Genomic DNA, 13,537 nt, shown 5'->3' on the forward strand with positions numbered 1-13,537 from the left:
TATCTCTATATAATTTTACTATAATTATTACATTTTCGGAATTTATTTGCTCGAAATATTTTTACTCTTTAGAGCTGATTTCTCTTATACTGTAAATGATATTATATAAATATGACAAACATATGGCAAAAATTAATAATGTAAACTTTTAAAGTTAAATTTCCAATCCTTATAAAGCTATGGTATAATATTAGTATTATTTATAACTATTTTGCAAAGGAGTAATTATATATGGGTTTTAGAGATAAGATGAATAGTTATTTTCAAGATGCTTATTTACAAAAATATGGTGACAGAATGACAAGTGTTTCTGGTACTGTTTTATCATATAAATTAGTTGAAAAAAATTATTTTATCTTCCACAGAATTATTATAGAAATGATAGTAAAACCAGAAGTGGGTAGAAAAGTCGTTAAATGCTGGTTTAAGAAAAATAGATGGTTTAAAAAACCTGAATTTATAACTGTTAAGCAAGGTCACAAAGTTATTGTTATGGGGGTAACTGGTGACAAAGATAACAAAAAGGAAAATTCTCAAGAAGTTCAAATTATGAATCTTCTTAACTTAACAACTAAGAAAGACTTAGTTCCAATTGACCACAGTCAAATAAAAAAATCTCGTCAACAAGCTAATAACATGATGATGAGAAGATAACATTAATTGACAATTGACAATTGATTATTATATATCAATGTCTATTGTCTTTTTTATTTTTTCTTATCTATAATTATATTATTGTAGATACTCCTCTTTAATATTTCACTAAACATATAAATAAAAACTAGCAATCAATAATCAAAAAATTATCAATCACTAGTTTATGCGTAATTTTATTCAATATCTACATATTAAGTATCCTATTTTGATTTAATTAATAAATAAACACTGTTAATAAATGCAATTATTCCAGAGAAAAATATTACTATAAGCCATTGTTTTAAAGATAAAGCAACAGTATGGAATATAGTTTGTAAAAATGGTACATACAATACTGAACATATTAAAACTATAGATACAGATACAGCTCCTATAAGCCACGGATTAGTAAATAGTTTTATTTCAAATAAAGAATGTCTTTCTGATCGGCATTCAAATACATGAATAAGTTGTGACATAACAAGTGTACATAATGCTAAAGTCCTACATGTATCAAGATTCATTCCATAATATCTCCCTGCCATAAATGATAATAATGTGCATAATCCAATTAATGATCCCCTAACTAATATCTTCTCAACTAATCCTCTGGCAAATATACTTTCATCCTTTTCTCTAGGGGGTTGTCTCATTATATCATCTTCAGCTGGATCTATCCCAAGAGCAATTGCTGGTAAGCCATCTGTAGCTAAATTTACAAGTAATATTTGAATAGGACTCAATGGATTAGGCAAAGAAAAAATAGTTGCTAAAAACATAGTAAGAACTTCACCTAAATTACATGATAAAAGATATCTTATAAATTTTCTTATATTGTCATAAATAATTCTTCCCTCTTCGACTGCTGCTACTATAGTTGAAAAATTATCATCCATAAGAATCATGGAAGATGCTTCCTTTGTAACATCAGTTCCTGAAATACCCATAGCAACACCTATATCAGCTTCTTTAATTGCTGGTGCATCATTTACACCATCTCCAGTCATAGCAACAATATTCCCTTGCTTTTTAAATGCTTTAACAATTCTTAATTTATGACTAGGTGAAACACGTGCAAATACTCTTGTTTTTTTAATCTTCTCTTCTAAATCGGAATCAGTGGCTTTTTCTATTTCAGCTCCAGTCATAACTTGATCTTCACTACTGCATATATTCAATGATTTTGCAATAGCAAGAGCAGTATTTTGATGATCTCCAGTAATCATAACAGGCTTTATTCCTGCAAGCTTACATTTGAGAACAGAGTCTCTTGCTTCTGTTCTAGGTGGATCTATACTTCCAGCAACCCCTAAGAAAATCAAATTTGTTTCAAGTTTTTCACTTTTAACAAGATGTTCCTCTTTATATGCAGCTGCTATACATCTTAATGCCCTAGATGACATTGCTAAAATAAATTGTGCTGCTTGCTTTTTCTTCTGATATGTGAATGGTTTAATTTTATTATTCTCTAATATAAAATCACATTTATCAATTACTCTCTCGGGAGCGCCTTTTACATAGCAAGTGTCCTTCCCATTTTCCTTAACTATAACCGACATCATCTTTCTTGTTGAGTCAAAAGGTATATCATATATTCTATTAGCTTTTCCTATAAAAGTTTCTAATTCCTTTACATCATTAAAAAACATATTTATAAGAGCAGTTTCTGTAGGATCTCCATGAAGTGCATCACTCATTTTTTTCTTATTAAAATCATAATTACAATCATTACAATATACCAAAGCTTTCATAAACATTGAGCAATCTTTTATTTTTTCTTTTTCCAAATCATAAATCTTCCCATTTATATAAGCTTCTTTAACTGTCATTTTATTTTGAGTTAAAGTCCCTGTTTTATCTGAACATATTACTGATGTACAACCTAATGTTTCGACTGCTGGAAGTTTTCTTACCAATGCATTTCTCTTAAGCATACGAGATACTCCCAAAGCTAATGCTACAGTAACTATTGCAGCTAAACCTTCTGGAATTGCTGCAACCGCTAAACTTACTCCCAATAAGAACATTTCAGTTATATCATTTCCTCTTACTATTCCCATTATTGTAACAAGAGCGCATATAACCAAACATACTGCAACTAAGACTTTCCCTAACGAATCAAGCTTTTTATTTAATGGAGATTTCTCTTCTTCAATATTCTGAATTAAATTTGCAATCTTCCCCATTTCAGTTTTCATTCCGATTGTACTTACTTTAAATAAGCCCTTACCTTTAACAACAGTTGTTCCCATAAATCCACTATTACTATTTTTTTTAAGTGCATCCTTATTAACTCCTACAGATTCTCCTGTAAGCAGAGATTCATCAACAACAACACCTGAGCTTTCAACAAAAAAGCCATCTGCAGGTATTCTATCTCCAGCCTCTAAAATTACAATATCACCTATTGTTAAATAAATAGAATTAATAATTTGTATACTAGAATCACGCAATACCTTACATGTAGGTGCTGCAAGTTCCTTCAATGCTTCAAGAGATTTTTCTGTTCTAAACTCTTGAATAAACCCTAAAAATGCATTTATTACAACTATAATTAATATTGTTATTGCATCTGCCTTATCACCTATTATTCCAGATATTATAGTGGCAGCAATAAGAACCCATACTATAAAGTCATTAAATTGTGACAAAAATATTTTAAAAGGTGATGCCTTGCTATGATGCTCTAATTCATTAAGCCCAAACTTTTCAATCCGTTTTTCAGCTTCTTTTGTAGTAAGGCCACTGATTAATTCCTTTTCCTGTATCACATTTTTTCCTCCCTATATAGAACTCTATACATTATATATATTTAGGAAACTCAAAAAAATGCTAACAAAAAAACGCAGCCTAAACTGCGTTTTTTATTAAATATATAATTGAAAATATTTTAATTTTTATCCTTAAACTCTCAACTTTCAATTATCAACTTCTCACAGAGTACCCACAAGGGGCATAAACTGAACAAACTATTTCATTGAATTAACAACAGCTGTTAATGGTGGTATTACTTGTTTCTTTCTTGATAATATACCTGGTAAGAATGCCATTGAATCTTTTAATTCAACATTAAATGTCTTTTCAACATAATCTGGTCTTTCACCAGCAACTAATATTTGTGAACCTTCAGTTAAGATATCAGTTAATAATAACATAACTACATCATAACCCTTAGATTTTGCTTCACTTTCCATGAAATCTAACATTTCATCCTTAAGAGGCATAAATCCATCAATATCCATAGTGTTAACTTGTGCAACACCAACTTTAGTTTCTCCCATTGTGAAAGGCTTAAAGTCTTGATTGAATATTTCTCCAACAGTTTTACCCTTTAATGATGTACCTGCTTTAAACATTTCTTTGGCAAATTCTTCTACGCTCTTAATTCCAGCTATTTCAGCTAATTTAAGGCAGATTTCCTTATCTTGTTCTGTACAAGTAGGGCTCTTAAATAATAATGTATCTGAAATTATAGCTCCACATAAAAGTCCTGCTACTTCTTTAGATGGAGTAAGTCCTTTTTCAAAATAACATTTAGCTACTATACTTGAGCTACTTCCTATTGGTTCATTTCTAAAGAATATAGGATTACTTGTTTGAATATCTGCAACTCTATGGTGATCTATAATTTCAAGAATTTCTGCTTCTTCTATTCCATTAACTGATTGACCTCTTTCATTATGGTCAACTTGAATAACTTTCTTCTTATGCTTAGAAATCAAATGATATCTTGAAACTGTTCCAATAACTTTTCCTTCGTTATCAGTTACAGGATAGCTATGATATCTTGTTTCTGCCATAACATCTTTAATGTCTTCAACTAATTCATCTTGAGAGAATGAAATTAATTCTTTAGTTGCCATTACATATCCAACTGGTATACTTTGAAGTAATAATCTTGAAGCTGTAAATGAATCATAAGGAGTACTTATAATTGTAACTCCTGCTTTTTTAGCTGCTTCAAGAATTTCATTAGTTGGAGCATGAGAACCAGTTATTATTATTAATGAAGTTTTGATGTCTATTAATTCTTCTTGTACATCTGGTCTATCACCAACAATAGCAATATCTCCTTCTTGAACTATTTCTCTTAAACTTTCTGGAAGCATAGCTGTTACTGCTATCTTACCATCAAATGTTTTACAGTCTTCATTTACGTATAAAGCTGTTGCATTAAGAGTGTCTACTATATTTCCAATAGGTGTTTTACTTTTTCCTAATATATCATTATCACCAATATCCATATATGATGATGTTAAATTAGAAATTGAAAGCATTCCTATTAATCTACCACTTTCATCAACTACTGGTAAAGATTTAAGATGATTATCTCTCATTATGTTCCATGCATTCTTTAATGAAAGACCTGCTTTAATAGGTTCTATTGTATCTATATCTAAATCTTCAACTTTTAATTTTACTGTTTCTAAAAATCTTGGTGCTTCAACTCCAAAATAATCTAAAATAAATTGTGTTTCACGATTTACTGCACCAAGTCTTACTGGTACTGCTGGAAGATTACTAGTCTTATTTTTAAATTCTGCATAACTATATGCAGCGCATATTGAATCTGAATCTGGATTTTTATGACCAGTTACATAAACTACATTTTCCAAAATACTTCCTCCTTAAATTTACATAATATATACATTAATTATTGTACTTGTATTAATCTTTGTTGTAAAGAGTAAAAAAAAGTGGTAAACCCACTTTTTTCTTTAACTCTAATCTATTATTTTTTCAAATTTTTTATCTCATATTATTAATCATAGACCACATATCATCTGCAGCTATTATAGCTTTAGAATTAAGCTGAAACGCTTTAGAGGCCAACATAAGATCTGAAAACACTTCTACTGTATCTACATTTGATCCTTCTAAAAATCCTTGTCTTATATCAAAGTCATTACTAAGTTCAACCTGTGCATCCTCACTTGCAATAAATGTATTATTTCCCTTTGGTATAAATCCCTTGTCACCAATAGCAGTAAACACAGGTATTTTTCCTATTTCAACTGTATTTCCTTCAAGCTCCATATAAATTGAGCCTCTTTCATCTATAGAAATATTTTCACTCTCAAGTGCAGGATTTCCTTCTGAATAACCATTTGTATATTCTATATACACTTTTGTACCATGAGCAGTAACTAATCTACCATCAACATCAATCTTAAAATTTCCATCTCTTGTATACGATATAGTACCATCTGGTTCCATAAGGGCAAAATACCCTTTACCATCAATAGCAAGATCTGTTTTTAATCCTGTAGTTAATAAATTTCCTTGTTTATTATTTGCATAATTAGTACCTAATCTTACACCTGTTCCATTTATAGCATCTTTATTAGCAAGTGGAGTTCCTTTTTTATCTAATGATTCTGTTAATAAATCCTTAAATCCAACATCAGTACTCTTATATCCTGTAGTTGCAACATTGGCCATATCATTAGCTAAATAATCTATTTTCTGCTGATATGCTGCCATTCCACTTTTTCCAGTTGCAAAAATATTAAACATAAATCCTCACACTCCAAATTTCCCATAAGTCTTGTACAATAAAGTTCACAATTACTAAACTCTTCCTATTTCAGTAGCTGCCTTTTGTACTATTTCATCCTGAATCTTTATAAATTTTTGATTTGTTTCAAATTGTCTTTTTACTTCCATAAGCTTTGTCATTTCTTCAGTTGCATCTACAGAAGACGATTCAAGTACTCCTTGAATTATATTTACTCTTGCATCATAAATAGGATTAGCTGTAGTAATATAATTATCACCAATTGGTGATAAAGTTTTGTAATCATCGTCATTAAAATCTACAGTCATTAACTTTTGAGTTACACCCATTCCATCAATATTTATATTGTTATCAGCATCTATACTGAAATTCATATTTCCTACATAAATAGGTTCTTTCTCACCTGTAATATTATTTTGTCCAAGTACAGTACATCCATCATTGGTTATAAGATAACCCTGCTGATTTATTTTAAAATTACCATCTCTAGTATATACTTCTTGTCCGTTTGCATTCTGAGCTACAAAAAATCCCCTTCCATCAATTCCGAAATCAGTGATATTATTAGTAGATTTAAAAGAACCTTGAGTAAAAATAGTTTCTACATCTGATGTTTTCACTCCTAAATTCATAGTTCCTATATTATTTCTAACATATTTATCTCCTACAAGTTTCTGTCTATTAGAAATCATAACATCATCAAAACTTTGTTTTACTAATAATCTTTTTTTGTATCCATTATTATTTATATTTGCAATATTATTTGTAATAGTTTGCTGTTCGTTTTGTAACGTTATCAACCCTGACACTGAATTATAGAATCCTCTTATCATTTATTATTCTCCTTCACCATTAAACATAGATTTTTGCTCACTCTTATAAATCATCCCTAGATCACGTGCTCTTTGTTCAATTTGACTATCAGATAATCCTATTGTACTTTTATAACCAATCATAAGAATGACACCCAAAATAAGACCGATTCCTATACCAAATAATATTTTCCTATCTTTTAATAAGGTATATGTATTTTTTATTTTTTGAATAATTCTTTTACTAATAATACTTCCCCCTTACTTATAGATAGCTCGTGGCATATCTCTTCTTCTGTTAAACCCATTTTTAAAAATTCAATAATTTTTTCAGCCTTAATACTAGTTTCAATACTATCATCATTTAATACATTAATTTTAGGAATTATATCTTCGTTTATGTTATCATAATCTTTTATCATATTAAATTTTAACTTGTTATCTTCAGCAATACCAATATTATTATTTTCAATAATTCTTAATCTTGTTTTAATTTCTAAAATTTCTTGTTGAAGTTCAGTAAGACTTTCTCCTAAATTTTTTCTTAATAATCCAAGTTCTAATTGATAATCTGTCATTTCATTTTTACTATTATTTAGAACTTTATCAAATGAATCATCTCTATCTTGTATTTCAAAAGAATTGCCTCCTCTCTTTACAGCCTTATAATTAAAAATTATTAGCACTAATCCAATAACTATTAAAATAAATGGCATAATACACCTCTGTTCTATTAATCAACATAATGTAATTTTTTCATACACTCTCTTAAATTTCTTATACTTCTACTATGTAATTGACATACTCTAGACTCTGATACATTAAGTATTTTTCCTATTTCTTTCAAAGTTAACCCTTCATAATAATATAAGTTTAATACTATTCTATCTTTTTCCTTTAATAATTCTATAGCTTCTGTTAATATTTCTAATCTTTCTTTATCTTCAAGATATGAATCAGGGCTTGGGCTATTTTTATCTTCTATTATTCCCATTAAGTTTATATCTTCATCTTCTGAAAAAATAACATTTTCTAATGACACCATTGAAATATAATTTATATAATTTTCAATCTCAGCTACTTCACTAGTTGTTATTTTTAAATACTCAGCAATTTCATTATTATTAGGTTCTCTAAGTAGCTTCATGTGCAATTCCTCTATTGCCTTATTATATCTATTTAGTTTATCCATGGCACCTTTAGAAATAGGTCTATTTTTCCTAAGTTCATCTATCATTGCACCTTTTATTCTTATTGAGGCATATGATGAAAATTTCATACCCTTTGTTTCATCATATTTGTTTAAAGCATCCATAAGACCAATCATCCCATAACTTACCAAATCTTCATATTCCATATACTTATTTTTCCCAAACATAACTCTAGAAGCAATATATTTCACTAATGGAATATACTCCTCAATTATTTGATTCCTGCTATCAATCTCTCTCACTGTATTCACTTTTGTATTCTCCCATCTCTCAATTTTATATCATAGTTTTTTCTTGTGTTCTTCTAAGTGCATTTTTAAATATAGAAAATTAAATACAATCTATAACAACATTTTTTGTTTTCTCATAATTTCAAATAATTCTTCAATAATTTTATCTACTTGCATTTCTGTAATATCTAAAAACTTAATACCACATACTTTATTTAAATCTTTATCTATTTCTACTCTTACTATTTGACCCTTTAAAAGCATTTCTAAATTTTTAACTTCTATTCTAATCAATAAAATATCGTTTACCTTTACTTCTTCTTTAACAATTAATCTCATTCCACCACCACTCAAATCAACCATTAAAGCATTATTAAAAGGTATCCCATCTATTTGCTTTTCATCACTAATATTAGTTATATTCTTATATTTTGTATCATTTAGAATATCTACTCTAAAATAATTTCTTCTTTGAATTCTTTTTATATTATATGGAGAAGATAATTCATAGCATGGTATTGAATCTTCCAAAGCTTTTCTTATAGTTTCACTATTAAAACTGTAACATCTTCCTGTTTTAGAATATATATTAATATCTAATTCTTCTCCTAGCTCTTTTAATAAATATTCACCCTCATAAATTGGTACAGCAATCTTAATATTATCATTTTCTTCATTAACATCTATAATTAGACTTTTATATGCCTTGTCCCCCACAATAATTTCAACTCTCTCATTAACTTCTAACTCAAAACTGTTCACCAAAGTTTCCTCCTATGAAAATAAATTAAATAATCTTTTGAACAATCCCTTTGCTCCACCTGTGGAAGATATTTCTTCTCCCATTAATCTCATTGCAATGCTCTCAACACACCTTGATGCTTCACAATTAGGATATAATAGCACGAATGGTTTTTGTTGTCTTACGCTTTGTACTAATTTTTTATCATCTGCTATACAACCTAAATATTCTATTTTAATCTTTAAGAATTTACTAACTGCTTTATTAAATTTGTTAAATGTCTCTATACCTTCTTCCGGCGTAAAAGCTTTATTAACTATTACTTTTGCTTTATCTTTAAGTTTAAAATAATCAGTTGCTTTAATTAAACTATATGCATCTGTAAGAGATGTAGGTTCAGGTGTAGTAATTATTATCAACTCTTCAGAAGCTGATATAAATGAAAGAATATCCTTATTTACCCCTGCACCTGTATCCATTAATATATAGTCAAATTCATCTAGCTGTTCAAGTTTTTCCAAGAAAGTACTTCTTTCTTCATCTGTAAGTTCTTCTATCTTATTAAGTCCAGTTCCCGCTGGAATTAAACTTACACCATTACTTCCTTGTATAATTATATCCTTTATTGTCAAATCAGTAAATATAATATCAAATATATTATTTTTTGGATATAATCCCATTAACACATCATCGTTACCCATTCCCAAATCCGCATCAAAAATCAAAACTTTTTTTCCTTTACTCTGAAGTAAAACACCTAAATTCACAACAAAATTACTTTTACCAACTCCACCTTTTCCTGATGTAACTGTTATTATTTTACTTCTTTTTTGATTAACGCTTACACTATTATCATCTTTGTCAACTAATTTTCTCAATGAAGCTGCTTGATCTAGCATAAAGTTTCCTCCCCTAGTATAAATCTAGCTAACTCTTCTTTTTCAGGAATTTTAATATCCTCTGGTACATTTTGTCCTACAGTAACAAAACTGATAGGCTTATTAGCTCTTTTAGCTATATTATATATAGACCCATACACTGTGGTCTCATCTAATTTAGTTATAATAACATTATCGTATCCCAAACCTGAATATCCATTTAATATATTTTTTATATCTCTATTCTTAGTTGTGGCACTTATCACCATATTAACATAATCTGGTTCTGCCTTTTCTATAAATGCTCTCAACTCTGAAATCTGCATTGTATTTTTACTACTTCTACCAGTTGTATCAATTAATATAACATCACAATCCGACATACATTTAATTGCTTCTTCCATTTCTTTAATAGTAATAACAACTTTAAATGGTATATTCATTATTTCAGCATAAGTTTTTAACTGTTCTATTGCTCCAATTCTATATGTATCTATAGTTATTAACCCTACTTTTTTCTTATCAACTAATGCAAGTCTTCCTGCAAGCTTTGCTATAGTAGTTGTTTTACCAACTCCCGTAGGCCCTACCAATGCTACTTTACCTTTAAAATTTCCTGTTGTAACTAATAGTTCTCTTTCAAAAATATCTCGTAAAATCTCTTTAATTTCCAGTTGTTGATCTTTATATTCATTTGTAACCTTAATTATATCTTCAAAAAATTCTTCGTCTATATCAAGTTCATCTAAAGTTTTTTTCAATTCACTTTCTATTTCACTTTTATTAACCTCATGTGAAAAATCACTTTGAATATGCTTATTTTTATTTACTTCCTCTATTGAATTTGATTTATCTTCCATAACTTTATTAAGAAGATTTTTTAGTTCAACTACTTCATTATGAACCGATTCAATACTCAAATCATTATTATGTACGTTACTATTATTAGATATATTATTATGATTTATTTCATTAATAATACCATTAGATATCTGAGTATTATTATTTCTTTCTTTTAAAGCATTATTATTATGTTCTGTTATCATACTATCTAAATTTGAAATTTTATTTTCTTTAGTTGCAGTAATTCCAGTTTCCATAAGTCTTTTTATGCTTTCTAGGGATTTTTTAAATTCTTCCTCATTATTAATAGTATTTTTCTTAGAAATTTTATTATCATCTACTTTAGACTTACCTTCAGTACTTTCTACTGCGGCTGTAACTTCAATTAATTTCCCAGAAAATAAACCTTTAATACCAGGTTTTCTTACTTTTCTTTGACTTATAATTATGGCATCTTTACCTAACTCATACTTGATTCTCGTCATTGCTTCATTTACACTTTTTACAATATACCTTTTTATGACCATTATATTGTTACAACTCCTTCACTATTTATTTGAACATCATTTGGTACTTCATTTAATGAAATAACCATGATTTGTGGAAATACCATTTCTATTAACTTTCTAAATACTGGTCTAATATTTGGTGAAACCAATATAATTGGTTGGTTATTATAAAAATATACACTTTCTACAGTGTCTTTAATTCCACTAAGTATTTTAGTTGTTGTATCAGGATCAACAGTTGGGAATGATCCATGAGGCGACTTCTGTACATTAGCGCCAACAATTTCTTCTATCTGAGGATCAAGTGTAACTACAGTAATTGTTTTATTTTCATCAACTACTTGGTTGCATATAGTTCTTGATAGTGCAAACCTAACATACTCAGTAAGTAGTTCTAAATCTCTAGTATTTCTTGAATTATCAGCTAAAGACTCCATTATTGTCACAATATCTTTTATTGGAACTTTTTCTCTTAATAAATTTTGTAATACTTTTTGTAATTCACCTATAGTAAGTAAATCTGGAATAAGTTCTTCAACAACTGCACTATACTTTTCTTTAGCATTATCAACAATAAGCTTAACTTCCTGTCTTCCAAGTAGTTCATAAGAGTGAAGCTTAATTGTCTCAGTCAAGTGAGTTACCATAACTGTTGTTGGATCTACAACTGTAAATCCTTTAATTTCAGCATCTTCTCTCTGATCCTTATTTATCCATACTGCTGGAAGTCCAAAAGTAGGTTCTATTGTCTTAATTCCAGGCATATCTGAGTTTTCTCCTGTTGGATCCATACATAATAGCATACTTGGCATAAGCTCAGAGGATACAACTTTTGTCCCTCTTATTTTTATAACATATTCATTAGTTTTAAGCTGAAGATTATCTCTAATTCTTATAGGTTGTACTACAATTCCCATTTCAATTGCACATTGTCTTCTTACTGATGCAATTCTTTGAAGAAGATCTCCCCCACTACTTTCATCAGCTAAAGGTATAAGACCATATCCTATTTCTACTTCCATAGCCTCAACAGAAATAAGATTCATAACATTTTCAGGTTCTTTTCTTTCCTGCTCTATTATTTGTTCTTCTTCTGAAATAACTTCTTCAACATTCTTAGAAGCTTCATCTTTATATAAAAGATAAGTTAATGTTCCCATTGCTATAGATGCAATAAAAAATGGTATTTTAGGCATATTAGGTATTATCCCTAGGAATAACATGATAGCACTTGCTACACCTGTAGCAACCGGGAATGCTGTTAATTGCTTTGATAAAGTTTCTCCAAAATTTTCAGCGTTCCCTGAACGAGTTACAAGTATACCTGATGCTGTAGATATTAAAAGTGCTGGAACTTGGCTTACAAGCCCATCACCAACTGTAAGTCTTGTATATGTTTCAGCAGCTTCTCCTGCATTCATTCCATTAAATAATATACCAATTATTATTCCACCTATTATATTAATAATTGTTACAATTATTCCTGCTATAGCATCACCCTTTACAAACTTAGATGCACCATCCATTGCTCCATAAAAATCTGCTTCTGCCTGAAGGTCTTGTCTTCTTTTTCTTGCTGTAGCTTCATCAATCATACCAGAGTTTAAATCTGCATCTATACTCATTTGCTTACCTGGCATAGCATCAAGAGTAAATCTTGCAGATACTTCAGATACTCTTCCTGCACCATTTGTAATAACCATAAACTGAATGATTACTATGATAAGAAATATAATAATACCAACCACATAATTTCCACGTATAACAAAATTACCGAAAGCAGAAACTATAGTACCCGCATCAGCTTCAGTAAGTATTAATCTTGTAGATGATATATTTAATCCCAATCTAAACAATGTAGTTACAAGCAGTAATGTAGGAAATACTGATAATTGTAATACATTAGTTGTAAACATAGTAATAAGAATTATAACTATAGATATAGTTATATTTAAGGCTAAAAGCAAATCAAGCATAAACTTAGGTAAAGGAATAATAATCATAAGAACTATTCCTATAACTCCAAAAGCTATTATAACATCTAAATTAGCTTTTAAACTAAAGCCCTTGTCTCTGAACATAAATTCACACACCCTTTTAACAAATTTAACATTTGATATTAAATCAATATGTTTTCTTCATATGTTTAAATAAATAT

At 29.0% G+C, this 13,537-nt stretch carries 11 protein-coding genes; 1 reads left to right on the forward strand and 10 read right to left on the reverse strand.

Translation table 11 applies throughout. From position 1 onward, the window contains the following. The first annotated feature begins 231 nt into the window (after positions 1–231). On the forward strand, positions 232–654 hold the full coding sequence (locus HF850_RS06470; protein ID WP_169104651.1) for a hypothetical protein: 423 nt from the start codon (positions 232–234) through the stop codon (positions 652–654). 203 nt (positions 655–857) lie between these two features. Here HF850_RS06470 and HF850_RS06475 read toward each other — a convergent pair whose 3' ends face one another. The 10 genes from HF850_RS06475 to flhA all read right to left on the reverse strand — a co-directional run bounded on the left by HF850_RS06475 (position 858) and on the right by flhA (position 13,460). Continuing rightward, a complete protein-coding gene (locus HF850_RS06475) occupies positions 858–3,407 on the reverse strand; it encodes a calcium-translocating P-type ATPase, SERCA-type (protein WP_169104652.1) in 2,550 nt (849 codons plus the stop codon). A 198-nt stretch (positions 3,408–3,605) separates the two neighbouring features. Then, positions 3,606–5,252 (reverse strand): putative manganese-dependent inorganic diphosphatase, encoded by a 1,647-nt coding sequence (locus HF850_RS06480; protein ID WP_169104653.1) that lies wholly within the window; start codon positions 5,250–5,252, stop codon positions 3,606–3,608. 133 nt (positions 5,253–5,385) lie between these two features. Next, a complete protein-coding gene (locus tag HF850_RS06485; RefSeq protein WP_169104654.1) occupies positions 5,386–6,153 on the reverse strand; it encodes a flagellar hook-basal body complex protein in 768 nt (255 codons plus the stop codon). Positions 6,154–6,207: 54 nt separating this feature from the next. After that, entirely contained in the window at positions 6,208–6,987 is a 780-nt protein-coding gene (locus HF850_RS06490; RefSeq protein WP_169104655.1) for a flagellar hook-basal body complex protein, read from the reverse strand. Between the two features lie 200 nt (positions 6,988–7,187). Further along, positions 7,188–7,682: a hypothetical protein gene (locus HF850_RS06495; protein ID WP_169104656.1), complete on the reverse strand. Its 495-nt coding sequence runs from the start codon at positions 7,680–7,682 to the stop codon at positions 7,188–7,190. A gap of 17 nt (positions 7,683–7,699) precedes the next feature. Continuing rightward, on the reverse strand, positions 7,700–8,428 hold the full coding sequence (locus HF850_RS06500) for a FliA/WhiG family RNA polymerase sigma factor (RefSeq protein WP_169104657.1): 729 nt from the start codon (positions 8,426–8,428) through the stop codon (positions 7,700–7,702). A 90-nt stretch (positions 8,429–8,518) separates the two neighbouring features. After that, positions 8,519–9,169, reverse strand: coding sequence for a PilZ domain-containing protein (locus HF850_RS06505; protein ID WP_169104658.1), 651 nt, complete (start codon positions 9,167–9,169; stop codon positions 8,519–8,521). A 12-nt stretch (positions 9,170–9,181) separates the two neighbouring features. Further along, positions 9,182–10,048, reverse strand: a complete 867-nt coding sequence (locus tag HF850_RS06510; RefSeq protein WP_169104659.1) for a MinD/ParA family protein — start codon at positions 10,046–10,048, stop codon at positions 9,182–9,184. Then, the gene (gene flhF / locus HF850_RS06515) at positions 10,042–11,397 is read right to left on the reverse strand and encodes a flagellar biosynthesis protein FlhF (RefSeq protein WP_169104660.1); all 1,356 of its coding nucleotides are present in this window, start codon (positions 11,395–11,397) and stop codon (positions 10,042–10,044) included. The genes HF850_RS06510 and flhF overlap by 7 nt, the downstream gene beginning before the upstream one ends. Continuing rightward, the gene (gene flhA, locus HF850_RS06520; RefSeq protein WP_169104661.1) at positions 11,397–13,460 is read right to left on the reverse strand and encodes a flagellar biosynthesis protein FlhA; all 2,064 of its coding nucleotides are present in this window, start codon (positions 13,458–13,460) and stop codon (positions 11,397–11,399) included. Before flhA ends, flhF begins: the two co-directional genes overlap by 1 nt. Positions 13,461–13,537 lie beyond the last annotated feature (77 nt).

The organism is Clostridium sp. SM-530-WT-3G (assembly GCF_012843905.1).
Lineage (GTDB): Bacteria > Bacillota > Clostridia > Clostridiales > Clostridiaceae > Clostridium.

Coding starts and splice junctions, on each gene's coding strand:
- HF850_RS06485 (WP_169104654.1), bottom strand. CDS start 6,153: ATGTTTAATATTTTTGCAACTGGAAAAAGTGGAATGGCAGCATATCAG.
- HF850_RS06490 (WP_169104655.1), bottom strand. CDS start 6,987: ATGATAAGAGGATTCTATAATTCAGTGTCAGGGTTGATAACGTTACAA.
- flhA (WP_169104661.1), bottom strand. CDS start 13,460: ATGTTCAGAGACAAGGGCTTTAGTTTAAAAGCTAATTTAGATGTTATA.
- HF850_RS06495 (WP_169104656.1), bottom strand. CDS start 7,682: ATGCCATTTATTTTAATAGTTATTGGATTAGTGCTAATAATTTTTAAT.
- HF850_RS06510 (WP_169104659.1), bottom strand. CDS start 10,048: ATGCTAGATCAAGCAGCTTCATTGAGAAAATTAGTTGACAAAGATGAT.
- flhF (WP_169104660.1), bottom strand. CDS start 11,397: ATGGTCATAAAAAGGTATATTGTAAAAAGTGTAAATGAAGCAATGACG.
- HF850_RS06470 (WP_169104651.1), top strand. CDS start 232: ATGGGTTTTAGAGATAAGATGAATAGTTATTTTCAAGATGCTTATTTA.